The following is a 25,661-nucleotide window of genomic DNA, read 5'->3' on the forward strand; positions in this document are numbered from 1 at the left end:
GTCGCGTACGGAGAGCAGGGTGTTCACCGGGCGGCCTCCGCGCGGTCGAGGCCGCCCGCGAAGTGGCAGGCGGCGGATCGGGGGCCGGTTCCGTAGGGGCGGAGTTCCGGCCGCTCCCCGGTGCAGCGGGCCCGTTCGGTCTCGGTGCCCGCGGCGGCCGCCGCGCAGCGCGGGGCGAAGGCGCAGCCGGGGGCGGGTTCCCGCAGGGAGGGCGGGGAGCCGGGGATGGAGGGCAGCGGCCCGTCGTCGGGGTCGTCGAGGCGGGGCAGGGAGTCCAGCAGGCCCCGGGTGTAGGGGTGCGCCGGGTCGGCGAACAGGTCGTCGACGGGGGCCTGTTCGGCGGCACGGCCGCCGTACATGACGAGCACCTCGTGGGCGACGCGGGCGACCACGCCGAGGTCGTGGGTGATCAGGACGACGCCGAGGCCGCGTTCCTGCTGGAGTCGGGCGATGAGGTCGAGGATCTGGGCCTGGACGGTGACGTCGAGGGCGGTGGTGGGTTCGTCGGCGATCAGCAGGTCGGGTTCGCAGGCCAGGGCCATGGCGATCATGGCGCGCTGGCGCATGCCGCCGGAGAACTGGTGCGGGTACTCCCCGGCGCGGCGGGCGGGTTCGGGGATGCCGACCTCGCCGAGCATGTCGACGGCCCGTTTGCGGGCGGCGGCCCGGCCGGCCTTGAAGTGGACCCGGAAGTGCTCGGCGATCTGCTCGCCCACGGTGTAGTAGGGGTGCAGGCTGGAGAGCGGGTCCTGGAAGATCATGGCCATGCGGCGGCCGCGGAGGCGGGACAGTTCCCTTTCCGGCAGGCCGGTGAGTTCGCGGCCGTCCAGGGTGACGGAGCCGGTGACCTCGGCGCCGGTCCGGTGCAGTCCCATCACGGCGAGCGAGGTGACGGACTTGCCGGAGCCGGACTCGCCGACGATTCCGAGGGTGCGGCCCGCCTCGACGGTGAAGCCGATCCGGTCGACGGCGCGCACGCTGCCGCGCGGGGTGGTGAACGTGACGGCCAGGTCGCGTACTTCGAGGAGCCGTGCCATCAGTACCTCACCCTCGGGTCGACGACGGCGTACAGGAGGTCGACCGCGAGGTTCGCGACGACGATGAAGAAGGCGGCGAGCAGGGTGACGCCGAGGACCACGGGCTGGTCGGCGCTGACGAGGGCGCCGTAGAACAGCCGGCCGACGCCGGGGAGTCCGAAGATGGACTCGGTGATGACGGCTCCGGCGAGGAGGCCCCCGAGGTCCATGCCGAAGATGGTGAGGATCGGGGTCATGCCGGAGCGCAGGCCGTGTTTGACGACGACGGTGCGTTCGGGCATGCCCTTGGCGCGGGCGGTGCGGATGTACGGCTCCGCCATCGCCTCGATCATGGAGCCGCGGCTCTGCCGGGCGTACATGGCCGCGTACAGCAGGGCGAGGGCGGTCCAGGGCAGCAGCAGGTTCGAGGCCCAGCCGATCGGGCCGTCGGAGAAGGCCTGGTAGGTGGGGTAGGGCAGCAGGCCCGCGATGCGGATGACGCCGTAGATGAGCATCACGGAGGTGAAGTAGACGGGGAGGGAGGCGGCGGCGACGGCTCCGACCATCAGGGCCTTGTCGGTGACGGTGTCCTTGCGCAGGGCGGCGGTGACGCCGGCGCCGAGGCCGAGGAGCAGCCAGAGGGCGGCGGCGCCGACGGCGAGGGAGGCGGAGACCGGGAGGCGGTCCATCAGCAGGTCCCAGACGGGCAGGGAGTTCTCGTAGGAGTAGCCCAGGCAGGGGAAGTCGCAGCGGACGGCGTACTGGCCGGTGCCGAGGGTGCGGCCGGTGAAGATGCCGGTGAGGAAGTCGGCGAACTGGCGCCACAGCGGCAGGTCGAGGCCGAGGTAGGCGCGGACGTCGGCGATCCGCTCGGGGGTGCAGGTCTTGCCGCAGGCGGCGGCCGCCGGGTCGGCGGGCAGGACGTAGAAGATGAGGAAGGTGACGGCGGCGATGGCGAGCAGGACGCCGGCCAGGGCGAGCAGCCTGCGGACCAGGTAGAGGATCATGTGCGGCCGCCCCTGGGGTCGAGGATGTCGCGGAGGGCGTCGCCGAGCAGGGTGAAGGCGAGGACGGCGAGGAACAGGAAGGCGCTCGGGATCACGAAGTACATGGGGTCGGTCTCGTAGAAGGCCACGGACTCGGCGATCATCTGCCCCCAGGAGGGGGTGGGCGGGCGGACGCCCACGCCGAGGTAGCTGAGGGCGGCCTCGGTGCTGATCATGCCGGGGACGAGGAGGGTGGTGTAGGCGATGACCGGGCCCATGACGCCCGGGAGCACCTCGCGGGTGAGGATCCGCCAGGGGCCGGAGCCGCCGACGCGGGCGGCGTCGACGTACTCGCGGTGTTTGAGGGAGAGGGTCTGGCCGCGGACCACGCGGGCGACGCCGGGCCAGCCGAACAGGCCGATGACGGCGGTCATCAGCACGATCCGGTTGACGTCCTTGGCCACCGACAGCATCGCGATCATGAAGATCAGCGAGGGGAAGGACATGGTGAGGTCCATCAGGCGGGAGAGCACGGCGTCGGTGCGGCCGCCGAAGTAGCCGGCGGCGATCCCGGCGGCGGTCCCGGCGAGGACCACGATGGCGGTGGCGGCGAAGGCGATGAGGAGGGAGACCTGGGCGCCGTGCACCACGCGGGCGAACAGGTCGCGGCCGGTGACGGGTTCGACGCCGAGCCAGTGGTCGGCGCTGATGCCGCCGAAGGAGCCGATGGGGAGGCCGCCGAGGTAGGGGTCGACGGCGGTCTTGTCGAACTCGTCGGGGGCCCAGCCGCCGAGCGCGCCCAGCCAGGGGGCGGTGAGGGCCATCAGGACGAAGAGGGTGACGACGGCGAGGCTGACGCGGACGGCGGGGCGGCGGCCCAGCTCCCGCCGGGCGAGCTGCCAGGGGCTGCTGCCCGGCGGGAGGCCGGTGGCCGGGGCGCCGTCGGGGGCCGCCTGGTCGGCGGCCGGAACGGTGGCGGTCATGGGTCGGGGTCCGGTCGTCTTCCGGCTCAGCCCTGGCTCTTCGCCGGGTCCTTGAGGCCGACGGTGGCGTAGTCGATCTGGCCGGTCCAGACGGGGTGTCCGAAGGCGCCGGCGATGTTGGTGCCGACGAGCAGCGGCTTGCGCTCCAGGAGCACCGGGACGGACGGGGCCTTCTTCATGATCTCGGCGTCGAGGTCGATCCAGGCCTGGTTGGCCTGCTTGGCGTCGGCCATCGCGTTGATCTCGTCGATCCGCTTGATGGTGGCCTCGTCCTTGAACTGGGCGTAGTTGCCCTGGTTGCCCTTCTCCTTGACGGTCCGGCCGTCGAAGACGAACGGGATCCAGGTGGAGCCGGAGGGGTAGTCGGGGCACCAGCCGGTGAAGGTCATGTCGGGGGTGGTGGACAGGTCGCCGATGACGTCGTAGTAGGCGCCGGGGTCGACGGTGTCGATGACGACCTCGATGCCGGCCCGGCCGAGGCCCTGCTGGATGGCCTCGGCGGCGCCCTTGTCGCCGGTGGAGACGGCGAGGGAGACCTTGAGCTTCTCCTTGCCGGCCGCCTTGAGGAGTTCCTTGGCCTTGGCGGGGTCGCCGGCCGCGGGGATCTTCAGGGTGTCGGTCTGCTTGCCGCCGGTGAGGGCGGGCGGGAGGTAGGCGGTGGCGACCTCGTTGAGGGCCGGGCCGCCGCCGGCGGTGACCACGGCCTCCTTGTCGACGGCGTACTGGACGGCCTGGCGGACCTTGACGTCGTCGAACGGGGCGCGGGAGTTGTTGAGGTGGAGCATGGTGGTGCAGCCCTGGGACTCGGCGAGCAGCCGCTGCTTGACCTCGGGCTTGGGCAGCACCTTGGGGGCGCTCTCCGGCCGCATGTCGGAGTACTCGACGGCGGAGGCGTCGGCGCCCTCGCTGGCGATGAGCCGGTCGTCGATCTGGCCGCCCTTGAGGCCCATGACGACGACGAACCGGTCCGGGTAGGCCTTGCGGACGGGGTCGGTCCCGGCGTCCCAGTGCTCGTTGCGCACCAGGACCAGCTTCTTGTCCCGGTCGTAGGACTCGATCTTGTAGGGGCCGGAGGAGAACGGGCGGGCGTCGTACTGGGTGCCCTTCTCCTGGGACTGCGGGACGGGGGCGAAGGTGGGGAGGGTGGCGGTGGCGGAGAACTCGGCGACGGGGCGCTTGAGTTCGAAGACGATGGTGCGGTCGTCGGGGGTCTTGATCGAGTCGAGGTGCTTGCCCTGGAGGGGGCCCTTGTAGCCCTCGGCGCCGGCCAGGTACTGGGCGGCGTAGTCGGGGCCGCCGGTGAGGTCGGGGGCGAAGGAGCGCTCGACGTTGTACTTGACGTCCTGGGCGCGGATGGGCGTGCCGTCCTCGTACTTCAGGCCCTCCTTGAGGGTGAAGGTCCAGGTGCGGCCGCCGTTGGAGGGGGTGCCGAGGTCGGTGGCCAGGTCGGGGACCAGTTCGCTGCCGGCCTTGCCGGGCTCGGCCTTGAAGGTGACCAGGGTGCGGTAGAGCAGCCGGGTGCCGAAGTCCATGGCCGGCATCGTCCAGTTGCGGGCCGGGTCCAGGTGGGAGAAGTCCTGGTTGGACAGGATCGTCAGGGTTCCGCCCTTCACCGGGGTGCCGCCGAGGACCTTGCCGTCGTTGGCGGCGGCCGGGTTCGAGGCGCCGCCGCCCTGGCCGCCCTTGCCGGTGCCGGTGCTGCCGGAGCAACCCGCGGCCCCGACGGCGAGAGCGGCCACCAGGGCGGTGGCGAGGGCGAGTTGGGTGCGCTTGGTCATGGGTCACTCCAGTGAGGACGCGTTCTGCGATGTGACCGGTAACATAGTAATGTGAAATTGCACTGACAAGAGAGTGGTCACGTTGTTATCCAGCCGTGTCCAAATCCCTTGCCGGGAAAAGGAGTCGGGGCCCGGACCCACGAGGTCCGGGCCCCGACTCCGCAGGTCAGTGCGCCCAGAGCGACCGGACGTGCCCCAGGTGGCGGCGCATGCACGCCTCCGCACCCGGGGTGTCCCGCTCCAGCATCAGGTCGAGCAGCTCCAGGTGCTCCTCGGCCGAGGACACCAGCAGGCCGGCCTTGTCCAGGCTGGTCAGGCCGTACAGCCGGGAACGCTTGCGCAGGTCCCCCACCGTCTCCACCAGCCGTTCGTTCCCGGCCAGGCCCAGCAGGGTGAGGTGGAACCGGCGGTCCGCCTCCAGGTAGCCGATCAGGTTGTGCTCCCGGGCCTGGGTGACGATCTCCTCGGCGATGGGCCGCAGTTCCTCCAGCTTCTCCCTCGGGGCGATCTGCGCGACGACGCCGATGGTCGGCACCTCGATCAGGGTGCGCAGCTCGGTGTACTGGTCGAGGTCGCGCTCACTGACCTCGGTGATCCTGAAGCCCTTGTTGCGCACCGGCTCCACCAGCCCCTCGCGGGCCAGGTCCAGCATGGCCTCGCGCACCGGGGTGGCGGAGACGCCGAGGTCCGCGGCGAGGGTGGGCGCCGAGTACACCCGGCCGGGCTCCAGCTGGCCCGCTATCAGGGCGGCACGGAGAGCGTGACCCACCTGATCGCGAAGCCGCTCCTGCGCCTTGATGAGACTGTGCTGCTTCAGGTCACCCATCGCATTCCTCCGAGATATCGCAGAGGAACAGCGTACAATGTCACGTTTCGCTGTCCGCCCCGGTGGCGCGGTACACGGCCACCGCCACGGCGAGATCTTCCCAGGCCATGCCCACGCTCTTGAAGAGCTGTGGACAACCCGGCGCCGGGCGGACCGGCCCCGGTTCCCGCACGAGTTCGGCCAGGGTGCCCGTGATGTGCCCCGGTCCGATGGCTCCTTCGGACTCGGGCACCAGCAGGTCCCCCGCCTCCCGCAGGGCCGCCGCGCGGGATTCGACGTACACGGCCGACCGGCGCACCAGTGCGGTGTCGGTCTCCCGGGCGTCCGGCTCGTGCGAGCCGACCGCCACCACCGTGGCCCCCTTCGCCACCAGCCGCCCGTCGAACAGGGGTTGGCGGGCGGTGGTGCAGCAGAGCACCAGGTCGGCCCCGGCCACGTCCGCGGGCGCGCCCGTACGGGCCGGCACCCCGCGCGCCCGGGCGTACGCCACCAGTCGCTCGGCCCGGCCCGGGTCCCGTCCCACCACCACGGCCCCCGCCGCCCGCCGTTCGGCGAGCACCGCGTCGAGGTGGCCGTAGGCCTGCGGGCCCGTGCCGAAGAGGACGAGCCGCAGCGGCCGGTGATGCGGCGTCAGGTGCCGTACGGCGAGCGCGGAGACGGCCGGGGTCCGCAGGGCGGTGAGGGCGGCCCCGTCGAGCAGCGCCAGCGGCCGCAGGGTGGGCCCGTCGAGCAGCAGGTACGAGCCGGTGATCCGGGGCAGGCCGCGGGCCGCGTTGCCCGGGGCCACACCGGCGATCTTCACCCCGGCGTACGCCTCCGAGGCGGCCGGCATCAGCAGCAGCTCGCCGCCGGGCACCGCCACCCCGGTGCGCGGCGGGCATTGCTCGGGGTCGAGCCCCTCGCGCAGGACGGCGGCCAGCGCGTCGGCGGCGGCCGCCGGCGGGAGGAGCCGGGTGATCTCCTCCGCGCCGACGTGCACCACCGGCCGCGTACCGGGTCCAGGTCCAGGTCCGGGTACGGGTACGGGTCCGGGTACGGCGGCGGTCACAGGCGGAACCCCGTGCCCAGGGCGTCGTGGGGGTCCAGCACGAAGCGGTGCTCGCCCGTACGGTGGGCGGTGCCGGTGACCTCGGTGACCCCGCCCGGCAGGATCCGGCCGGTGAAGACCGTGCCGGTGACGGACTCGTGCAGCAGGTCCTCGCCCGCCGCGAGCCGGCCGTCCTCGGCGAGCAGGGCGAGCCGCGCGGAGGTGCCCGATCCGCAGGGCGAGCGGTCGATCTGGCCGTCGGCGAAGACGGTGACGTTGCGCTGGTGCGGGCCGAGGGGGGTGTCGGGAAGCTCCTCGTACAGGACCACCCCGTAGACGCCGGACAGCAGCGGCCCGTCCGGGTGCCAGGTGGCGGGGTGGTCGGCGAGGGCGGTACGGACCTCCTGCCCGGCGCGGGTCAGCGCGGCCAGCCCGGCCCGGTCCACCGACAGCCCGAGGTCGCGGGCCCGGACCGACGCGTAGCAGGCGCCGGCGTGGGCGATGTCGACCTCGGCGATCCCCGACGAGGTGGCGACGGGCACCTTCCGGGCGGCCACCCGGGCCGGGACGTTGCGGAAGGTGATCCCGGTGGTGCGGCCGCCGGCCCGGTGCACGGTGGCGGTGACCCGCCCGGACGGCACGTCGATGCGGACCCGGGCCTCGCCGTCGTCGGGAGCGGGGACCCGGCCGGTGTCCACGGCCCAGGCGCCGAGCGCCATGGTGCCGTGGCCGCAGGCGGTGGAGTACCCGTCCTTGTGCCAGAACAGCACCCCGAAGTGGGCACCGTCGTCGTCGGGCGGGACCACGAACCCGCCGTACATCCCGGCGTGCCCGCGCGGCTCCTGGACCAGCAGGCGCCGTACGTCGTCAAGGGCGCTTCGCCGTGGCGCGGTCCCGGAGCCGCCGGGGCCGACGGCGGTCGCGCAGCGCGCCGCGACGCTGTCGCCGGGGACGGGCGGCAGCCCGGCGGCGGTGACGTCGACGATGCGGAAGGGTTCGCCGGCGGTGTGGTAGTCGGTGGTCGGCACGGAGGCCGGGAGCGGGGCCTGGCTCACAGGAGGAACCCGGCGGGGAAGGGGTCGGACGGGTCGAGGAAGTACTGGGCGGTGCCGGTGATCCAGGCCCGGCCGGTGACGGTCGGCACCACGGCGGGCAGTTGGCCGACGGTGGTCTCCCCGACGAGCCGGCCGGTGAACTCGGTGCCGATGAACGACTCGTTGACGAAGTCGGTGTCCAGGGGCAGGAGTCCGCGGGCGTGCAGCTGGGCCATCCGGGCGGAGGTGCCGGTGCCGCAGGGCGAGCGGTCGAACCAGCCGGGGTGGATGGCCATGGCGTGCCGGGAGCGCACGGCGTCGGAGCCGGGTGCGGCGAGGTAGACGTGCTTGACCCCGGAGATGGCCGGGTCCTCGGGGTGCACGGGACGGTCCGGGCCGGCGTTGATCGCGTCCATGACGGCGAGGCCGGCGGCGATCAGGTCGTCCTTGCGGGCCCGGTCGAAGGGCAGGCCGAGGGAGTCGAGTTCGACGAAGGCGTAGAAGTTGCCGCCGTAGGCGAGGTCGTAGGTGACGGTGCCGTGGCCGGGGACCTCGGCCTTGAGGTCGAGGCCGACGCAGAAGGCGGGGACGTTGGTGAGCGTGACGGACTCCGCCGCGCCGCCTTCGACCTTGACGTCGACGCTCACCAGGCCGGCCGGGGTGTCGAGGCGGACGGTGGTGACCGGCTCGACGGCCGGCACCATGCCCGTCTCGACGAGGACGGTGGCGACCCCGATGGTCCCGTGCCCGCACATCGGAAGCAGGCCCGAGACCTCGATGTAGAGCACGCCGTAGTCGGCGTCGGGGCGGGTGGGCGGCTGGAGGATGGCGCCGCTCATCGCCGAGTGGCCGCGCGGCTCGTACATGAGCAGGGTGCGCAGGTGGTCCATGTGCTCGATGAAGTGGAGCCGCTTGTCGGCCATCGTGGCGCCGGGGATCACCCCGACGCCCCCGGTGATGACCCGGGTGGGCATGCCCTCGGTGTGCGAGTCCACCGCGTGGAAGATGTGACGGGTACGCATGGGGTCCCCCCGGTTGCTAGTGGTGGCCCTCGGCGAGGGCCTTCTCGGTGGCGGCGCGCACGGCGGCCTCGACCTCGCCGGTGAGCGGGAAGCGGGGCGGGCGGGTGGCGCCGCCGGGACGGCCGGCCAGGTCCATGGAGAGCTTGATGGCCTGGACGAACTCGGTCTTTGAGTCCCAGCGCAGCAGGCTGTGCAGCGACTTGTAGAGCGGGAGCGCGGTGGCGAGGTCGCCGTCGACGGCCGCGCGGTAGAGGGTGGCGCAGGAGGCGGGCAGGGCGTTGGGGTAGCCGGCGATCCAGCCGACGGCGCCGGCCAGGGCCAGTTCCAGGAGGACGTCGTCGGCGCCGATGAGCAGGTCGAGGCCGGGGGCCAGCTCGGCGATCTCGTAGGCCCGGCGGACGTCGCCGCTGAACTCCTTGACGGCGACGATGCTGCCGTCGGCGTGGAGCCGGGCGAGCAGTTCGGGGGTGAGGTCGACCCGGGTGTCGTACGGGTTGTTGTACGCGACGACGGGTACGCCGGCGGCGGCGACCTCGGTGTAGTGGGCCCGTACGGCGGCCTCGTCGGCCCGGAAGGCGTTGGGCGGGAGCAGCAGGACGGAGCCGGCGCCGGCCTCGGCGGCCTGCTCGGCCCAGCGGCGGGACTCGGCGCTGCCGTAGGCGGCGACGCCCGGCATGACCCGGGCTCCGTCGCCGGCCGCCTCGACGGCGGTGCGGACGACGCGGGCGCGCTCCTCGTCGGTGAGGGTCTGGTACTCGCCGAGGGAGCCGTTGGGGACGACGCCGTCGCAGCCGTTGGCGAGGAGCCAGGCCACGTGCTCGGCGTAGGCGTCGAAGTCGACGGAGAGGTCGGGGCGGAGGGGGAGGGTGGTGGCGACCATGATGCCGTGCCAGGGGCGGCGGGCGGGTTCGTGTTGCATGAGGTGACTCCCTTGTGTGGTGTGTGACATTTTACTGACTGGCATGCGGGGGCCACAAGGCCCCCGCCCGACCGGATCAGCCCTCGGCCGGGGGAAGTTCGGCCAGCCGGCCCAGCGGGACGGGGCAGGAGAGCGGGCGCCGCTCGGGCTGCGGGTCGGCGCCGGCCAGCGCGGCCACGGCCTGGCCGCACATGCGGCCCTGGCACCAGCCCATGCCGGCGCGGGTGAGCAGCTTCACGGTGCGGGGGTCCTGGGCGCCGAGCGCGGTGACCGCCTCCCGGATCCGTCCGGCGGGCACCTCCTCGCACCGGCAGACGTCGGTGCCGTCCGTCACCCACCCGGTCCAGCCGGGGCCGGGCCGGTGGGCGGCGCCCATGGCTTCGGCGAAGGCCCGCAGCCGGTCCCGCCGCCGCACCAGGCGGACGGTGCCGCCGCTGCGCGGTGTCCCCTGCGGCGGGCGGGCCGCCAGCTCCGTCGCGATGGAGCGGGCCGCCAGTTCGCCCTCCGTCAGGGCGAGTTGCGCGCCGCCCACGCCACCCGTCTCCCCCGCCGCCCAGACCCCCGCCACCGACGTCCGCTGTTCGCCGTCCAGGACCAGCGCCACCGTCCCGTCCGCCGCCAGGCGGGTCTCGCAGCCCAGGCCGGTGGCCAGCTCCAGCTGGGGGACCAGGCCGTGGCCCACCGCCAGTGCGTCGCACGGGATCCGGCGCCCGGTGCCCGGGACGGGCCGCCAGTCGCGGTCCAGCCGGGCCACGGTGACGGCCTCGACGCGGTCGTCGCCGTGGGCCTCCACGACCGCGTGCCGGGTGAGCAGCCGGACCTGGTGCCGGAGCAACGCCCCGCCGAAGACCGCACCCTCGGCCAGCTTGCCCGGGTTGCGGAGCAGCGCCGGGACCCGGCCCGCGTAGGCGAGGTACGACGCGGCCTCGACCACCGCCGGGACCCGCGCCCCGGCCGCGGCCAGCGATCCCGCCACGGCCAGGAGCAGCGGCCCGCTGCCGGCGACCACCACCCGCCGGCCGGGCAGCACCAGCCCGGCCTTGAGCATGGCCTGCGCCCCTCCGGCCCCCACCACCCCGGGAAGGGTCCAGCCCGGGAAGGGCAGTTGGCGTTCGTAGGCGCCGGTGGCGAGCAGCACCGCCGTGGCCGTGACCGTGCCGCGGGTCTCCTCGGGGCCGACGGCCGCGTGCAGCGTCCAGCCGCCGCCGGTGGCCGGGACGACCGTCCAGACGTGGTGGCCGGGGAGGTACGCGACCCGGCCCGCCCCCTCGTGCGCCCGCAGCCGCGCCTCGCGCGCCGCGAAGGCCGGCCAGCCGTGGTGGAGGGCCTCGGGGCGGGCCGCGCCCAGGCCGGGCGCGGGGTGGCGGTAGTACTGCCCGCCCGGGCGGTCGCCGGCGTCCAGCAGGGCGACGGTCAGCCCGAGGTCGGCGGCGGTGACGGCGGCCGCGAGCCCGGCCGGTCCCGCGCCGATGACCGCGAGGTCGTGACGGGACGGATCAGACGGCGAGTTCGGCACGGCCGGTTCCCTCCTGGGTGGTGACGTCGTCCCCGGGCCTCGCCGGGACCAGGCAGGCCCGCTGGTTGGGGCTGCCGTTGACGGTGACGAGGCAGTCGTAGCAGCTGCCGATCCCGCAGAACGCCCCGCGCGGGGCGCCCCCGTCGCGGGTGGTGCGCCAGGCCAGGATCCCGGCCCCCCACAGGGCGGCGGCGATGCTCTGGCCGGACTCCGCCGGGATCTCCCGCCCGTCGAAGCGGATGGCGTACGAGGCTTCGGGCGTCCCGCCCACCAGTGCGCGCGGTGTGCGCGCGGCCCGGTGCGACGGGATCTGCGGGGTGTTCATCGGCGGCCCTCCTCCGGGCGGTGCGCGTGCGGGTGGCGGTGCGGGCGGCGGTACCGGTGGCGGTACGGGCGGCGGGCCGTCGGGCCCCGCCCGCGCCTGGCCGTCGGGCCCCTGCCGCGGCGGCCCATCAGGCGCCTTCCGCGGCCCGGCCGAAGTCCCGTCCGGGGTCGAACGGCGCCGGGTCCAGCGGCGGCCGGGTGCCGGTCAGGGCGGCCGCGACCAGGGCGCCGGTGGCGGGGGCGAGACCGATCCCGGCGCCCTCGTGCCCACAGGCGTGCAGCAGTCCAGGAACCCGGGGATCGGGGCCGATCGCCGGCAGGTGGTCGGGGAGGTACGGCCGGAAGCCGTGGTAGGCGCGCAGCACCCGTACGCCGGCCAGGACCGGGAAGAGCGCGGCCGCCTGCGCGGCGAGGCGGCGCAGCGCCTCGGTGGACAGGGAGCGGTCGAAGCCGACCCGTTCGCGGGTGGCACCGATCAGCACCGGGCCGGACGGGGTGCCCTCGACCACCGCCGAGGACTGCAGCGCGGCGGAGCCGCTGGCCACGTCGGCGATGTAGTCGGCGGCGTAGACCTTGTGCCGGACCACCCGCGGCAGGGGTTCGGTCACCAGGACGAAGCCGCGGCGGGGCATCACCGGCAGCTCCGTCCCCGCGAGGGCGGCGACGGCGCCGCCCCAGGTGCCCGCCGCGTTGACCACGGCGGGCGCGGGCAGTTCGCGGCGGGTGGTCCGCACGCCGCGTACGGCGCCGGAGGGTGCGCGGAGGATCCCGGTGACCTCCTCGCCGAGGTACCGCGCGGCGCCGGACGCGGCGAGCAGCCGTGCCGCCGCCTGGGCGGGCTGGACCTGCGCGTCCTGCGGGTAGTGGAAGCCGCCGGCCAGGCCGGGGGCCAGGTGGGGCTCCAGGCCGGGCAGGGCGTCCGCGGGGACCTCCCGCGCCTCGACGCCCGCCGCCCGCTGCCCTTCGGCGAACTGGCGCAAGGCCTTGAGCGCGCGCTCGTCGGGGGCTACGACGAGGCCGCCCTTGGGCTCGTACTCGACGCCCTCGTCGAGCACGCCGGCCAGGTCGTGCCAGAGGCCGGCGGACAGCAGGGCCAGGTCGAGCTCCGGCCCGGCCTGCTTGTCGGAGACGAGCAGGTTGCCCTCGCCCGCGCCGGTGGTGCCGCCGGCCACCGGCCCGCGGTCGACCACGGCGACCGAAAGCCCGGCCCGGCTCGCGTAGTAGGCGCAGGCGGCTCCGACCACGCCCGCACCGATGATCACGACGTCCACGTCAGTAATATGTCACATTCTTCTGAGGGTGCCCAGACCCCGCTCCGGGGCCCGGGCACCACCCGGCCCGGACTCACCCGCGCAGCGGGCCCTCGCAGCTGTACGAGGAGCTGCCGGCCACCTTGTTCGACCAGATCTCCACCGGCCCGAAGGAGCAGTTCATGTCGGCCAGGTTGTTCGAGGCCGCGCCCGCCCGGTCGAGGATGAAGTAGTCGACCGTCTCGGACATGTCCTTGAAGACCTGGTCCTCGCTCCGCCAGTTCTTCAGGTTCGCGGTGATCCGGCCGGTACAGGTGAACCGGCGCTTGCCCGGTTCGCCGTTCTCCACGCAGTCCGGCGTGTTGTACGTGGCCGCCGCGAAGCTCGACTTGACCGACGCCAGCGCCGAGTCGCGCAGCTGGTCGACGGGGGTGAACGTGGTGTTGGGCACGTACAGCTGGTCGACCTTGGCGATCTGGGCGTCCAGGAAGCGGTCGTAGGCCCGCTGGAGGTAGGTGTCCGCACCCGTGCGGTGGCGCCAGGCGTCGTACGCCGCCACGTCGTTGTTGCGCAGGTGCGTGTACATCTCGCGGAGCAGCGAGGGCTTCTCGGTCCACAGGAACTCGAAGAAGGTGCCGGCGTAGGAGTAGAAGCGGAAGCCGTCGCCGTCGTAGGTGGCGTTCATGATCTGCTCGACGCTCATCCGCGGTCCGCCGCCGGCGGTGTCGTTGATGATGCTGCGGACCAGGGACTTGCGTACGGCGATGCCGTTGTCGCGGGTGGCGCCGTCGAAGAACTCGGCGGTGCCCTCGTCCATGGCGGTGGTGCGGTCGCCCTCGTACCAGGGGCCGTCGCCGAAGAAGCCGTGCACGGCGTAACGGCCGTTGAGGTAGTGGGTGTACTCGTGGCGGAACAGCTCCTCCAGGGTCAGGGAGGAGTCCTGCGGCACCCGCCGCTCGTAGGTGTAGAAGGTGGCCCCGCGCTCGATGTAGATGCCGCCGTTGTTCGTGTCCATGCCGGTCAGGACCGGGTGGTAGTTCTCGTAGTCGGCGCGCGAGGCGTACAGGACGATGTTGAGCGAGGTGTTGGGGTCCCCGGCGAGCGGCTGGTCGGTGCCGAGCACCCGGAAGTACTGGGCCTTGACCTGCTTGCTCGCGTAGTACAGCTTGTCGACGGTGGCCTTGGGCAGGCCCGTGCGGACCTTGATGGCGCCGTTGTCGTAGGTGTACGTGTACGGGAAGATCTCGCGCTCGATGTCCTCCTTGCAGACCCCGTACGGGGCGCAGGCCTCGTAGTAGTTGAGCCAGCCCACCAGGGCGGCCCAGGGCCGGCTGCCGGCGCCCCAGTCGGTCTTCACCCGGGCGAGCATGCCGCCGATGTCGGCGACGACGCCGTCGCGCAGGCCCTGGACCTGGCCGAACCGCCCGTACTCGGAGAGCGCGTCGCGGGCGACCCAGTCGTTGGCGGAGTCCTTCAGGTGCGTCCAGCCGGCGAAGGCCTTGAAGGCGGCACGGTAGGCCGGGTCGGCGGCGACGGCCGCGTGGTAGGCGGAGTCCTGGTTGCCGGGGTAGACGCCGAGGTAGTTGACGGAGAGGCCGGCGAGGGCGGCGCCCGCCCAGACCGGGTCGCGGTGGGTGGCGGGCCGGTCCGGGCCCATGGTGGCCAGTACGTTCTTGATCAGGCCGAGCTGGTGCTGGCGCAGGCCGGGCGCGCTGGCGGCGTAGAGGGCCTCGCGCAGCGTCCGGGCGTTGGAGGGGGTGACGTCGAAGGTGCGGGCGGCCGAGCCGAAGTCGGCGACGGCCCGGCGCATGGCGTCGACGGTCGGCGCGTCGGTCACGTCGATCTCGGAGCGGGAGAAGTCGTGGTAGGCCACCGCGTGCAGGTAGGTGAACATCTCCTCGAGGTGGGAGGAGTTGCGGCCGTCGTGCTGCGCGGCCAGGCCGGATATCCGCCGGGACACGGCCTGGACGTGGCCGTCCGACATCACCGGGACCAGGCGCGCGTCCCACGTCCAGACGAGGTCGCGCAGACAGCCGTCGGCGAGGACGGCCGGGTCGGCGAGGAAGTCGGCGAACTGCTCGGGGGTCAGGCGCGTGATCCCGTCGAGGGTGCAGGGGACTCCCGCCGCGGTGGTGCCGGGCGCGGCCTGGGCGAGAGCGCGCTGGGCGGTGCCGGGCGCCTTCTCGGCCGGGCCGGGCACCTTGGCGCCGGCCCCGGTGCCGCCGGGGGCGGGGGCCGGGGCGGGCCCCGCGTCGGGGGCGGTGGCGAGCCGGCGGACCTCGTCGCGCTCGTCGTGCCCGGCGTCCGCCGTGCGGGCGGCCTCCGCCCCGGAGGCGAAGGTGGCGGGGACCGCCGGGGCGGGACCGGCGGCCTGGGTCACGCTCTGCCCGGCGGAGGCGACGAGGGTGACGGCGACGGCGCCGGCCAGGAAGGAAGAGCGGACAGCTCTGTGCATGGACACCAAGAACTCCTGTTGGGAGGGGTGGGGGTGGTGAACTGCCTTGCTTCACACGGCATTTGACGGGAGTTAACGAGCCGCGGTGTGAGCTGTAACATAGTAATGTGAAATTGCACTGACAAGACCTGTGCGCCCACCAGTTCGCATCTTCTTGGGGAGCCCCTGTGACCGACCGTCCCTCCCAGCTCAACATCGGCAGCCACGACCTGCCGGTGTCAGCCGAGTTGTCCCGTTTCATGGCGGGCGGCTGGGCGCCCTCCCCGCTCCCCGCCTCCGCGCGGACCGGCGCGTACGACGCGACCCCGGCCCGCCGCGCCCGCCTCTCGGCCCGCTTCCCCGGTGAGCGGCTGATCGTCCCGGCCGGGGAGCTGAAGGTCCGCTCCAACGACTGCGACCACCGCTTCCGCCCGCACAGCGCGTACGCCTGGCTCACCGGTCTGACCGGCGAGGACCAGGTGGGGCACGTGCTCGTGCTGGAGCCGTCCGGGCCGCACGGCCACGAGGCCGTGCTCTACCTGCGGCCCCGCTCCCCGCGCGCCGACGGCAACGAGGAGTTCTACCGGGACCGCCGCTACGGGGAGTTCTGGGTCGGACGCCGCCCGGACCTCGCCGAGGCGGAGCGGCTCACCGGCATCCGCTGCGCGCACCTGGACGACCTGGGCGGCCGGCCGGGCGAACACCCGGGCGCTGCCGGCGGCCGGAACGCCGCCACGGACACGGAACTCGCCGCCGCCCTCGCCGAACTGCGCCTGGTCAAGGACGCCTGGGAGGTGGAGCAGCTGCAACTGGCCGTGGACCACACCACGGCCGGCTTCGAGGACGTCGTACGGGCCCTGCCGCGCGCCCTGGAACACCCGCGCGGGGAGCGGTGGATCGAGGGCGTGTTCGGGCTGCGCGCCCGCGCGGAGGGCAACGGCACCGGCTACGAGACCATCGCGGCCTCGGGCGCGCACGCCTGCGTGCTGCACTGGATCCGCAACGACGGCAGGCTGGACCGCGACGACCTGCTGCTGCTGGACGCGGGCGTGGAGACCGACAGCCTCTACACGGCCGACATCACCCGGACCCTCCCGCTGTCCGGCCGCTTCTCCGCCGTGCAGCGCCAGGTGTACGAACTCGTGCTGGCCGCGCAGGAGGCGGGGATCGCCGCGCTGCGCCCGGGGGCCAGCTTCCGGGACTTCCACCGGGCCGGCATGCGGGTGATCGCCGAGGGCCTGGCCGAGTGGGGGGTGCTCAAGGACGCCGAGGGCGACCTGCACCGCCGCTACACCCTCTGCAGCAGCGGCCACATGCTCGGCCTGGACGTCCACGACTGCGCGAAGGCGCGCGCCGAGACCTACCTGGACGGGGTGCTGGAGGAGGGCCAGGTCCTCACCGTGGAACCCGGGCTCTACCTCCAGCCGGACGACCTCACCCTGCCCGCCGAACTGCGGGGCATCGGCGTCCGGATCGAGGACGACCTCGTCATCACGGCGGAAGGCGCCCGGCTGATGTCGGGCGCCCTGCCCCGCACGGTGGCGGGGATCGAGGAGTGGATGGGGGCTCTGCTGGAGGGCTGACCGCCCTCCGCGCGGACGGGCGGTGGTCGCCGGTGGCCCAGGGGCGACCGGTGACCACCACCCGAGGAGCGCGGTCCGCCGGCCGGTGGCCGGTCAGGACCGGTGTCCGTCACCAGTGGCCGTGGCCTCCGTGGCCACCCCAGTCGTCGTCGTGACCACCGTGGCCGCCGCGGCCGCCCCAGTCGTCGTCGTGGTCGCCGCCGCCGTGACCGCCGCGGCCCCAGTCCTTCCAGTGACCGTTGCCGCCGTAGCCGCCCCAGTCGTCGTCGTGGTCGTGGCCGTGGCCGTGGCCGTGGCCGTCACCGCCGCCGTACCCGTTCCAGTACGGGTTGTAGCCTCCGTAGCCGACCCAGTCGTTGTACCAGCGGCCATGGTCGTGGCCACCGCAGCCGCCGCCGTAGCCGCGGTCGCACCAGTCGTCGCCGGTGAGGGTCTGCGGGACGGTCTGCGGGGTCGCGGCGGCGGAAGCTCCGCTCATGGGCATGAGGCCGAGGGTGACCCCGGCGGCCCCTGCCAGGATTGCCGCACCGATCCTACGGCGCATGTTCATGCACCTCCGAACATAGTTGGCGGATTCGTGCCTAAGGGGGCATTTCCACCGTCCCCCCGAGCCGGTCGACTGTCAAAACCGGTCGAACATTCAGTCGAGTACGGCGAGTCCGTCGAGCTCCACCAACGCCTGGGCGTCCCACAGCCGGACGATTCCCAGCACGGCCATCGCCGGATAGTCGCGGCCCGCCAACTTCCGCCACACGCGACCCAGTTCGGCGGCGTGCCGGCGGTAGTCCGCGACGTCCACGGCATAGACGGTGACCCGGACCAGGCGGTCCGGCGTGCCGCCCGCCGCCGCGAGCGCCCCCAGTAGGTTGCCGAGAGCCTGTTCGAACTGCTCGACCAGGGTCGTCCCCACCAGCTCCCCCTCGCCGTCCAGAGCGGTCTGGCCGGCCAGGGCCACCAGCCGCGACCCGGAGGCCACCACGGCGTGCGAGAAGCCCGTGGGGGGCGACAGCTCCTCCGGGTTGATCCGCTCCAGGCTCATCCGACCCCTCCCGTCCGGTACAACTCCCCGGCGATGACCGTGCGCTGGACCTCGCTCGCACCCTCGTAGATGCGCGGGGCCCGGACCTCCCGGTACAGGTGCTCCAGCAGGTGCCCGCGCCGCAGCGCGACCGCGCCGTGCAGCTGCACGGCCTGGTCCACCACGTACTGGGCCGTCTCGGTGGCCAGCAGCTTGGCCATCGCCGCCCGGCGCGGGACCCCGTCGGAGCCGCCGTCGTACGCGCCGGCCGCCGCGTACACCAGCAGGCGGGCGGCCTCGGTACGGGTGGCCATGTCGGCCACCCGGTGCGCCACCGCCTGGAGGTCGCCCAACACCCCGCCGAAGGCCTCCCGGCGCGCCGTGTGCGCCAGCGTGGCGTCCAGCGCGGCCCGCGCCATGCCCACCGCGAAGGCGCCCACGCTCGGCCGGAACAGGTTCAGGGTGTCCATCGCCACCCGGAAGCCCCGGCCGGGCTCCCCCAGCAGGTCCCCGGGGCCGACCGGCACCCCCTCGAAGGCCAGCGCGCCGATGGGGTGCGGCGAGAGCATCTCCAGCGGCTCCCCGGACAGCCCCGGGCGGTCGGCCGGCACCAGGAAGGCGGTGACCCCCCGCGATCCCGGGCCCTCCCCCGTCCGGGCGAAGACGGTGTAGAAGTCGGCCTCCGGGGCGTTGGAGATCCACCGCTTCTCCCCGTGCAGCCGCCAGCCGCCGCCCTCCGGCTCGGCCCGCAGCGCCAGCGCGGCCGCGTCCGACCCCGCCCCCGGCTCGCTCAGCGCGAACGCCGCCACCGCCCGGCCCGCCCGTACGGCCGGCAGCCAGCGCTCCCGCTGGGCCGGGGTACCGGCGCGCAGCACCGGGTGCGCGCCCAGCCCCTGGAGCGCGAGGGCCGTCTCGGCCTCCGTGCAGCCGTACGCCAGGGACTCCCGCAGAAGGCACAGCTCCAGCGCGCCGGCGTCGAACACCTTCTCGAGCAGGCCCAGTTCTCCGAGCTCGGCCAGGAGCGGCCGGTTGACCCGGCCCGGGTCCCCCGCCTCCGCCAGCGGCCTGAGCCGGTCCGCGGCCAGGGCCCGCAGCCGCTCGCACCACTTCTCCTGGTCCGGCTCCAGCGCGAATCCACCCATCCGGATGCCCCAATCGTCGACCCGGTCTATCGCGTCCAGTTGACTGCCGTCACCAAGACGATACGCTCCTTTCACGACCGCACGGCCGGCTCCACCCACTCGGTCCCGGACAACGGGGCCCGGACCGCCGCAAGGGGGCGAACCCGCCTTGGAGCTCCAGCCTTCCGCTCATGTCGACACCTTCGCGCGCGACCACCTGCCACCCCCGCACGAATGGCCGGAGCTGGTGTTCCCGTTGCCCGAACTGGCCTATCCGGACCGGCTGAACTGCGGCGCCGAGCTGCTGGACGCCACCACCGCCCGGTTCGGCCCCGACCGCCCGGCCTTCCGTACCGCCGACGGCGAGGTCTGGACGTACGGCGAGCTCGGCGAGCGGGTCGACTCCCTCGCCCGCGCCCTCACCGCCGAACTGGGCGTGGTCCCCGGCAACCGGGTCCTGCTGCGGGGCCCCACGGGGCCCTGGCTCGCCGCCTGCTGGCTGGCGGTGATGAAGGCGGGCGCGGTGGCCGTGACCGTGCTCGACCGGCAGCGCGCCCACGAGCTGGCCACCGTCTGCGAGCTGGCCCGCGTCCAGCACGCCGTGTGCCACGCCGGCGCCCTCGAGGACCTGGCCCGCGCCGCGGTGCCGGGCCTGCGCATCACCCCGTACGGCGGCGACGGGCCCGACGACCTGCTGCGGCTGGCGGACAAGCACCGCGGGCTCGGCTTCGAGCCGGTGCGGACCTCCGCCGACGACGTGGCCCTGATCGCCTTCACCTCGGGCACCACCGGGCGCCCCAAGGGCTGCATGCACTTCCACCGGGACGTCCTCGCCATCGCCGACACCTTCTCCCGCCACGTGCTGCGCCCCCGCCCGGACGACGTCTTCGCCGGCAGCCCGCCGCTCGGCTTCACGTTCGGGCTCGGCGGGCTGGTCGTCTTCCCGCTGCGCGCCGGGGCCTCGGCGCTGCTGATGGAGCAGGCCGGCCCGCGGCAGCTGCTGCCCGCGCTGGCCGAGCACCGCGTGACCGTCCTGTTCACCGCCCCCACCGCCTACCGGGCCATGCTGGACGCGCTCGACGGGCCGGGCGGGCCGGCCGCCGCGGACCTGGGCGCGCTGCGGCGCTGCGTCTCGGCCGGCGAGAACCTCCCGGCGGCGACCTGGCGGGCCTGGTACGAGCGGACCGGCCTGCGGATCATCAACGGCATCGGCGCCACCGAACTGCTGCACATCTTCATCTCGGCCGCCGACGGGGACATCCGCCCCGGCACCACCGGCCGCGAGGTGCCGGGCTGGCAGGCCCGGGTCGTGGACCCCGGCGGCCGCCCGGTCCCGGACGGCGAGCCCGGGCTGCTGGCGGTCCGCGGGCCGGTCGGCTGCCGCTACCTGGCCGACCCGCGGCAGGGCGAGTACGTACGCGGGGGCTGGAACGTCACCGGTGACACGTACGTGCGGGAGGCCGACGGCTACTTCCGCTACGTCGCCCGCGCCGACGACATGATCATCTCGGCGGGGTACAACATCGCGGGCCCGGAGGTGGAGGAGGCGCTGCTGCGCCACCCCGACGTCCTGGAGGCGGCGGTGGTGGGCCGGCCGGACGAGCACCGCGGCCAGGTCGTGGTGGCGTACGCGGTCACCCGGGAGGGCGCTACCGTCACCGAGGAGGCCCTGCGCGCCTTCATGAAGGCGGAACTGGCCCCGCACAAGTGCCCGCGGACCTTCGTCTTCCTGCCCGCGTTGCCCCGGACGGCGACCGGCAAACTTCAGCGGTTCCGCCTGCGCGATCTAGAGTGACCACGTGGCCGAGCAGCACACTCCGCGATCCCTGATCGTCACCTTCTACGGCGCCTACGGACGCGCCGCCGAGGGCCCCGTCCCGGTGTCCGCGCTGGTCCGCCTGCTGGGGGCGGCCGGGGTGGACGCCCCGTCGGTGCGGTCGTCGGTGTCCCGGCTGAAACGCCGCGGCTTCCTGCTGCCGGCGAGGGCGGCCGACGGCTCGGCGGGGTACGACCTGTCCGACGAGGCCCGGCAGCTCCTGGAGGACGGCGACCGCCGCATCTACGCCGCCCCGCCGGCCGGGGGCACGGAGCCGGCGTGGCTGCTGGCCGCGTTCTCCGTGCCGGAGCAGGAGCGGCACAAGCGGCACCTGCTGCGCTCCCGGCTGGCCCGGCTCGGCTTCGGCACGGTCGCGCCGGGCGTGTGGATCGCCCCGGCCGACCTGGAGACGGAGACCCGGCACACCCTGGACCGGCTCCAGCTGACCCCGTACGTGGAGCTGTTCCGCGGCACCCACCTGGGCTTCGCCGCGACGGCGGAGGCGGTGGCCCGGTGGTGGGACCTGGCCTCGCTGGCCAAGCAGCACGAGGCCTTCCTGGACCTGCACGGGCCGGTGCTGCGGGAGCTCCGGGCGGGCCCGGAGCCCTCCCCGGAGGCGGCGTACGGCGCCTACCTGCGCGCGCTGGACAGCTGGCGCCGCCTCCCCTACGCCGACCCGGGCCTCCCCCGGGACCTGCTCCCCTCCGACTGGCCCGGCGACCGCTCGGCGGCGGCGTTCCGCGAACTCCACCACCGCCTCCACGCCCGCGGCGCCGAACACGTCCACTGGTGACCCCCGTGCCGGCCCGACCCCGGGGCGGACCCCGGCCCCGCCGGCGATTGAGGCGCGGCGGAAACGGGGTGCGGGTCGGGACCGGGGGTTGGGAGGGTGGGGCATGACCTGGAGCTTCACGCGTGATCTGGGCGCGTACCTGCGCGCCGCCGGGCCCGCCCTCGCGGCCCGGCCCGTCACCAACACCCTGCTGCTGACCGTCACGGACGCCCTGCGCCGCCGCGGACCGCACGCCTTCGGGGACGGCGAGCCGTTCTACGGATGGTGGACGGACGCGGACGGGGCGGCCTCGGGGGCCCTGTTGTGCACCCCGCCGCACCCGCTCCTGCTGGGCGAGCTCCCCACGGAAGCCGTGGCCGCGCTGGACGTCGCGGCGCTGCCCGGCCCGGTCGGCGGGTTCAACGCCCGGCGGGCGGACGCGGCGGCGCTGGCCGCGGCCTGGGGGCGGCCGACCCGGGTCGAGGAGGAGCTGCGGCTGTACCGGCTGGACGGGCTCGTGCCGCCGGAGCCCGCCCCGGCGGGGCGGCCCCGCCCCGCCGCGACCGCGGACCTGCCGCTCCTGCGGACGTGGTCCGCCGCCTTCGCCGCGGAGACGGACGAGCTCGCACCACCGCCCGACGCCGCGCTCCTGGACCGCGTGTCGTACGGCGGGCTGCTGCTCTGGGAGGACGGCGGCCGCCCCGTCGCGATGGCCGGCTTCTCGCGCCCCCTGGCCGGCACCGCCCGGATCTACCCGGTGTACACCCCGCCGGCGCTCCGCGGCCGCGGCTACGCGGCAGGCGTGACGGCCGCCGCGACCCGGGCGGTGCGCGCGGCGGGCGCCGCGGAGGTGCTGCTCTTCACCGACCTGGCCAACCCCACCAGCAACGGCGTGTACCAGCGGCTGGGCTACCGCCCGGTGGAGGACCGGGCGGTGGTGGTTACGGCGTGAGCGGGGGCCTGGGTCAGCCCTTGCCGGTCGGGGGCTTGCGGCTGCCCGCACGGTACGGGGGCGGCCAGGGGGCCGCGGGACCCTCGTAGCCCTGGTCGGCGGCCGCGTGCAGGGTCCAGTGCGGGTCGTACAGGTGGGGCCGGGCCAGCGCGCACAGGTCGGCCCGGCCGGCCAGCAGCAGTGAGTTGACGTCGTCCCAGGAGGAGATCGCGCCGACCGCGATCACGGGCACGCCCAGGGCGTTGCGGATCCGGTCGGCGTACGGGGTCTGGTACGAGCGGCCGTACTCGGGGCGTTCGTCGGGGACGACCTGGCCGGTGGAGACGTCGATGGCGTCGGCGCCGTGCGCGGCGAAGGCGGCGGCGATCGTCACCGAGTCCTCCCCGCTGGTGCCGCCCTCGGCCCAATCCGTCGCGGAGATGCGGACCGTCATCGGCCGGTCCTCCGGCCAGACCGCGCGTACCGCGTCGAACACCTCCAGGGGGAACCGGAGCCGGCCCTCCAGGGTGCCCCCGTAGGCGTCCGTGCGGTGGTTGGTGAGGGGGGACAGGAAGCCGGAGAGCAGGTAGCCGTGCGCGCAGTGCAGTTCGAGCAGGTCGAAGCCGCAGGCCGCGGCCCGGGCAGCCGCCTCGGTGAACTGGTCCCGGATGAGGTCCAGTCCGGGGCGCGTGAGGGCGTGCGGGGTCTGGTTGACGCCGGCCCGGTAGGGCAGGGGGGAGGCGGCCACCACCGGCCAGTTTCCTTCCGGCAGGGGTTCGTCGATGCCCTCCCACATGACCTTGGTGGAGCCCTTGCGGCCGGAGTGGCCGAGCTGGACGCCGAGCGCGGTGCCGGGGGCGGAGGCGTGGACGAAGTCCGCGATCCGGGTCCAGGCGGCGGCCTGTCCGTCGGTGTAGAGGCCGGCGCAGCCGGGGGTGATGCGGCCCTCGGCGGAGACGCAGACCATCTCGGTCATGACCAGGCCGGCCCCGCCGAGGGCGCGTGCGCCGAGGTGGACGAGGTGGAAGTCGCCGGGCACCCCGTCGGTGGCGGAGTACATGTCCATCGGGGAGACCACGACCCGGTTGCGCAGGGTCAGCCCGCGCAGCCGGTACGGGGTGAACATCGGCGGGGTGGCCTCGTCCGGGCAGCCGAAGTCCCGTTCGACGGTGCGGGTGAAGCGGGGGTCGCGCAGGCGCAGGTTGTCGTGGGTGACCCGGCGGCTGCGGGTGAGCAGGTTGAAGGCGAACTGCCGGGCCGGCTGGCCCGTGTAGCCGGCGATCTCCTCGAACCAGCGCATGCTGGCCGCCGCGGCCCGCTGGGTGGAGGCGACGGCGGGCCGGCGGGCCTCCTCGTACGCGGCGAGGGCGGTGGGCACGTCGGGGGCGGCGGTGACGGCGTCCGCGAGCGCGAGGGCGTCCTCGACGGCCAGCTTGGTGCCGGAACCGATGGAGAAGTGCGCGGTGTGCGCCGCGTCGCCGATCAGCACGGTGTTGCCGTGGGACCAGCGTTCGTTGACGACGGTGCGGAACGCGGTCCAGGCCGAGCGGTTGCCGCGCAGGGCGCGCCCGCGCAGTGCCTCGCCGAAGACCTTGGCGCAGCGGTGGGCGGACTCGGCCTCGTCGCACAGGTCGAACCCGGCGGCGCGCCACACCTCCTCGCGCATCTCCACGATGACGGTGGAGGAGTCGGCCGAGTAGGGGTAGGCGTGGAGCTGCATGACGCCGTGCTCGGTCTCGGCGATCTCGAAGCGGAAGGCGTCGAAGGCGAAGTCGGCGGCCAGCCAGATGTAGCGGCAGCGGCCGGTGGTGACGGTGGGGCGGAAGTGTCCGGCGAGGGCCTCGCGGGTGGCGCTGTGCACCCCGTCGGCGGCCACCACCAGGTCGTACGAGGCGGCCAGCGCGGCCGGGCCGGGGGCCTCGCGGCGCGGTCGCAGGTCCACGCCGAGGCCGGCGCAGCGTTCGTGCAGGACCTCCAGCAGGCGGCGCCGGCCGAGGGCGGCGAAGCCGTGACCCCCCGAGGTGAGCAGCCGGCCGCGGTGGACGACGTCGATGTCGTCCCAGCGGACGAACTCGGCGGACAGGGCGGCGTACACCTCGGGGTCGGCGTTCTCGATGCCGCCGAGGGTCTCGTCGGAGAGGACGACGCCGAAGCCGAAGGTGTCGTGGGGGGCGTTGCGTTCCCACAGGGTGACCTCGTGGCCGCGGCGGGCGAGGAGCGCGGCCGCGTACAGCCCGCCCGGTCCCCCGCCGGTGACGGCGGCCCGCACGGCTACCTGCCCCGCCAGTCGGGCGGGCGCTTCGCGGTGAAGGCCGCGTGGAACTCGGCGTAGTCCTCGCCGTGCATCAGCAGGGCCTGGGTGGCCGCGTCCATCTCCACGGCGGCGGCCAGGGGCATGTCCAGCTCGGCGGTGAGCAGGGCCTTGGTCTGGGCGTGGGCGAGGGCGGGGCCGGCCGCGAGGCGGGCGGCGAGTTCGGCGGCGCGGGCGTGCGCCTTGCCCTCCTCGGCGAGCTCGCTGACCAGTCCGATCCGTTCGGCTTCGGCGGCGTGGACGGGGTCGCCGAGCATCAGCAGCCGGGTGGCGTGGCCGAGGCCGACGACGCGGGGCAGGAGGTAGGCGGCGCCCATGTCGCCGCCGGAGAGGCCGACCCGGGTGAAGAGGAAGGAGAACCGGGCGGTGGGGTCGGCGACGCGGAAGTCGGCGGCGAGCGCGAGGACCGCGCCGGCGCCCGCGGCGACGCCGTGGACGGCGGCGACGACGGGGAAGGGGCATTCCCGCAGGGCGCGCACGACCTGGCCGGTCATGCGGTTGAAGTCGAGGATCTGGGCGGTGTCCATGGCGAGGGTGGCGCCGATGATCTCGTCCACGTCTCCGCCGGAGCAGAAGCCGCGGCCCTCGCCCCCGAGGACGAGGGCGCGCACGGAGCGTTCGCGGGAGAGTTCGGCGAGCAGATCGCGCAGGTCGGCGTAGGCGCCGAAGGTGAGCGCGTTCAGCTTCTCGGGGCGGTCGAGGGTGACGGTGGCGACGCCGTCCTGCCGGGTGACCCGGAGGTGGCGCCACCGCTGCGTGCCGGAGGCGGAACCGGTGAAGGGGCTCACACCGAGGACCGTATCACCGAATGGTGACTGCCGTCACGAACACGCGATGGGCGGGTGGCGGCCCGGAGCCGGATGTGTCCGAACGTCCCGGCGGCCGGAGCCCGTGGTCCCGCGCCGTTACGCCGGGGTGCCCTACGGCCCGCCGTACCCCCTCCGTATGGTTGAAAGCGGGAGTTCCGGCTCCGCGCACCCCACCACTCGCCCCC

Annotated in this window: 22 protein-coding genes; 4 read left to right on the top strand and 18 right to left on the bottom strand. The window is 74.4% G+C overall.

Going from position 1 to position 25,661, the window contains the following annotated elements:
- Positions 1–23 precede the first annotated feature (23 nt).
- From ACFY61_RS03930 to ACFY61_RS03990, 13 genes are all read right to left on the bottom strand, one after another.
- Complete coding sequence (locus ACFY61_RS03930; protein WP_389466587.1) at positions 24–1,037, bottom strand: ABC transporter ATP-binding protein; 1,014 nt, start codon at positions 1,035–1,037, stop codon at positions 24–26.
- Positions 1,037–2,023: an ABC transporter permease gene (locus tag ACFY61_RS03935; protein WP_389466589.1), complete on the bottom strand. Its 987-nt coding sequence runs from the start codon at positions 2,021–2,023 to the stop codon at positions 1,037–1,039. Before ACFY61_RS03935 ends, ACFY61_RS03930 begins: the two co-directional genes overlap by 1 nt.
- Positions 2,020–2,985: an ABC transporter permease gene (locus ACFY61_RS03940; protein WP_389466592.1), complete on the bottom strand. Its 966-nt coding sequence runs from the start codon at positions 2,983–2,985 to the stop codon at positions 2,020–2,022. The genes ACFY61_RS03935 and ACFY61_RS03940 overlap by 4 nt, the downstream gene beginning before the upstream one ends.
- A 26-nt stretch (positions 2,986–3,011) precedes the next feature.
- On the bottom strand, positions 3,012–4,763 hold the full coding sequence (locus tag ACFY61_RS03945; protein ID WP_389466594.1) for an ABC transporter substrate-binding protein: 1,752 nt from the start codon (positions 4,761–4,763) through the stop codon (positions 3,012–3,014).
- Positions 4,764–4,929: 166 nt separating this feature from the next.
- Positions 4,930–5,589 (bottom strand): GntR family transcriptional regulator, encoded by a 660-nt coding sequence (locus ACFY61_RS03950; protein WP_389466597.1) that lies wholly within the window; start codon positions 5,587–5,589, stop codon positions 4,930–4,932.
- A 40-nt stretch (positions 5,590–5,629) separates the two neighbouring features.
- Positions 5,630–6,568, bottom strand: a complete 939-nt coding sequence (locus ACFY61_RS03955; protein WP_389466600.1) for an ornithine cyclodeaminase family protein — start codon at positions 6,566–6,568, stop codon at positions 5,630–5,632.
- 65 nt (positions 6,569–6,633) lie between these two features.
- The gene (locus tag ACFY61_RS03960) at positions 6,634–7,671 is read right to left on the bottom strand and encodes a proline racemase family protein (protein ID WP_389466601.1); all 1,038 of its coding nucleotides are present in this window, start codon (positions 7,669–7,671) and stop codon (positions 6,634–6,636) included.
- Entirely contained in the window at positions 7,668–8,672 is a 1,005-nt protein-coding gene (locus tag ACFY61_RS03965) for a proline racemase family protein (protein ID WP_389466603.1), read from the bottom strand. Before ACFY61_RS03965 ends, ACFY61_RS03960 begins: the two co-directional genes overlap by 4 nt.
- A gap of 16 nt (positions 8,673–8,688) precedes the next feature.
- Entirely contained in the window at positions 8,689–9,591 is a 903-nt protein-coding gene (locus tag ACFY61_RS03970; RefSeq protein WP_389466606.1) for a dihydrodipicolinate synthase family protein, read from the bottom strand.
- Positions 9,592–9,667: 76 nt separating this feature from the next.
- Positions 9,668–11,107 (bottom strand): NAD(P)/FAD-dependent oxidoreductase, encoded by a 1,440-nt coding sequence (locus ACFY61_RS03975; protein WP_389466609.1) that lies wholly within the window; start codon positions 11,105–11,107, stop codon positions 9,668–9,670.
- Positions 11,088–11,432 carry a (2Fe-2S)-binding protein gene (locus ACFY61_RS03980; RefSeq protein ID WP_389466611.1) on the bottom strand — a complete coding sequence of 115 codons (345 nt, stop codon included), beginning with the start codon at positions 11,430–11,432 and terminating at the stop codon, positions 11,088–11,090. Before ACFY61_RS03980 ends, ACFY61_RS03975 begins: the two co-directional genes overlap by 20 nt.
- A gap of 127 nt (positions 11,433–11,559) precedes the next feature.
- Positions 11,560–12,702: an NAD(P)/FAD-dependent oxidoreductase gene (locus tag ACFY61_RS03985; protein WP_389466613.1), complete on the bottom strand. Its 1,143-nt coding sequence runs from the start codon at positions 12,700–12,702 to the stop codon at positions 11,560–11,562.
- 73 nt (positions 12,703–12,775) lie between these two features.
- Positions 12,776–15,142 carry a collagenase gene (locus ACFY61_RS03990; protein ID WP_389466616.1) on the bottom strand — a complete coding sequence of 789 codons (2,367 nt, stop codon included), beginning with the start codon at positions 15,140–15,142 and terminating at the stop codon, positions 12,776–12,778.
- A 161-nt stretch (positions 15,143–15,303) separates the two neighbouring features.
- On the opposite strand from ACFY61_RS03990, the gene ACFY61_RS03995 reads away from it, so the two are divergent.
- A complete protein-coding gene (locus ACFY61_RS03995; protein WP_389466618.1) occupies positions 15,304–16,698 on the top strand; it encodes an aminopeptidase P family protein in 1,395 nt (464 codons plus the stop codon).
- A gap of 109 nt (positions 16,699–16,807) precedes the next feature.
- On the opposite strand, the gene ACFY61_RS04000 is transcribed toward ACFY61_RS03995, so the two are convergent.
- From ACFY61_RS04000 to ACFY61_RS04010, 3 genes are all read right to left on the bottom strand, one after another.
- Positions 16,808–17,176 carry a hypothetical protein gene (locus ACFY61_RS04000; RefSeq protein WP_389466619.1) on the bottom strand — a complete coding sequence of 123 codons (369 nt, stop codon included), beginning with the start codon at positions 17,174–17,176 and terminating at the stop codon, positions 16,808–16,810.
- 162 nt (positions 17,177–17,338) lie between these two features.
- Positions 17,339–17,737: a RidA family protein gene (locus ACFY61_RS04005; protein ID WP_389466621.1), complete on the bottom strand. Its 399-nt coding sequence runs from the start codon at positions 17,735–17,737 to the stop codon at positions 17,339–17,341.
- Entirely contained in the window at positions 17,734–18,858 is a 1,125-nt protein-coding gene (locus ACFY61_RS04010) for an acyl-CoA dehydrogenase family protein (RefSeq protein WP_389466623.1), read from the bottom strand. Before ACFY61_RS04010 ends, ACFY61_RS04005 begins: the two co-directional genes overlap by 4 nt.
- Positions 18,859–19,006: 148 nt before the next feature.
- On the opposite strand from ACFY61_RS04010, the gene ACFY61_RS04015 reads away from it, so the two are divergent.
- The 3 genes from ACFY61_RS04015 to ACFY61_RS04025 all read left to right on the top strand — a co-directional run bounded on the left by ACFY61_RS04015 (position 19,007) and on the right by ACFY61_RS04025 (position 22,377).
- Complete coding sequence (locus ACFY61_RS04015; RefSeq protein WP_389466626.1) at positions 19,007–20,632, top strand: AMP-binding protein; 1,626 nt, start codon at positions 19,007–19,009, stop codon at positions 20,630–20,632.
- Between the two features lie 4 nt (positions 20,633–20,636).
- On the top strand, positions 20,637–21,446 hold the full coding sequence (locus tag ACFY61_RS04020; RefSeq protein WP_389466628.1) for a PaaX family transcriptional regulator C-terminal domain-containing protein: 810 nt from the start codon (positions 20,637–20,639) through the stop codon (positions 21,444–21,446).
- Positions 21,447–21,549: 103 nt separating this feature from the next.
- Positions 21,550–22,377, top strand: coding sequence for a GNAT family N-acetyltransferase (locus tag ACFY61_RS04025; protein ID WP_389466630.1), 828 nt, complete (start codon positions 21,550–21,552; stop codon positions 22,375–22,377).
- Positions 22,378–22,390: 13 nt separating this feature from the next.
- Here ACFY61_RS04025 and ACFY61_RS04030 read toward each other — a convergent pair whose 3' ends face one another.
- Entirely contained in the window at positions 22,391–24,625 is a 2,235-nt protein-coding gene (locus tag ACFY61_RS04030; protein ID WP_389466632.1) for a bifunctional salicylyl-CoA 5-hydroxylase/oxidoreductase, read from the bottom strand.
- A gap of 2 nt (positions 24,626–24,627) precedes the next feature.
- Positions 24,628–25,455, bottom strand: a complete 828-nt coding sequence (locus ACFY61_RS04035) for an enoyl-CoA hydratase family protein (RefSeq protein ID WP_389466633.1) — start codon at positions 25,453–25,455, stop codon at positions 24,628–24,630.
- Positions 25,456–25,661 lie beyond the last annotated feature (206 nt).

Origin of the sequence: Streptomyces sp. NPDC012888, from assembly GCF_042900645.1 — a bacterium.
GTDB lineage: Bacteria > Actinomycetota > Actinomycetes > Streptomycetales > Streptomycetaceae > Streptomyces.

Coding starts and splice junctions, on each gene's coding strand:
- ACFY61_RS03930 (WP_389466587.1), bottom strand. CDS start 1,037: ATGGCACGGCTCCTCGAAGTACGCGACCTGGCCGTCACGTTCACCACC.
- ACFY61_RS03940 (WP_389466592.1), bottom strand. CDS start 2,985: ATGACCGCCACCGTTCCGGCCGCCGACCAGGCGGCCCCCGACGGCGCC.
- ACFY61_RS03980 (WP_389466611.1), bottom strand. CDS start 11,432: ATGAACACCCCGCAGATCCCGTCGCACCGGGCCGCGCGCACACCGCGC.
- ACFY61_RS03945 (WP_389466594.1), bottom strand. CDS start 4,763: ATGACCAAGCGCACCCAACTCGCCCTCGCCACCGCCCTGGTGGCCGCT.
- ACFY61_RS04005 (WP_389466621.1), bottom strand. CDS start 17,737: ATGAGCCTGGAGCGGATCAACCCGGAGGAGCTGTCGCCCCCCACGGGC.
- ACFY61_RS03970 (WP_389466606.1), bottom strand. CDS start 9,591: ATGCAACACGAACCCGCCCGCCGCCCCTGGCACGGCATCATGGTCGCC.
- ACFY61_RS03950 (WP_389466597.1), bottom strand. CDS start 5,589: ATGGGTGACCTGAAGCAGCACAGTCTCATCAAGGCGCAGGAGCGGCTT.
- ACFY61_RS03935 (WP_389466589.1), bottom strand. CDS start 2,023: ATGATCCTCTACCTGGTCCGCAGGCTGCTCGCCCTGGCCGGCGTCCTG.
- ACFY61_RS04000 (WP_389466619.1), bottom strand. CDS start 17,176: ATGAGCGGAGCTTCCGCCGCCGCGACCCCGCAGACCGTCCCGCAGACC.
- ACFY61_RS04025 (WP_389466630.1), top strand. CDS start 21,550: ATGACCTGGAGCTTCACGCGTGATCTGGGCGCGTACCTGCGCGCCGCC.
- ACFY61_RS03965 (WP_389466603.1), bottom strand. CDS start 8,672: ATGCGTACCCGTCACATCTTCCACGCGGTGGACTCGCACACCGAGGGC.
- ACFY61_RS04010 (WP_389466623.1), bottom strand. CDS start 18,858: ATGGGTGGATTCGCGCTGGAGCCGGACCAGGAGAAGTGGTGCGAGCGG.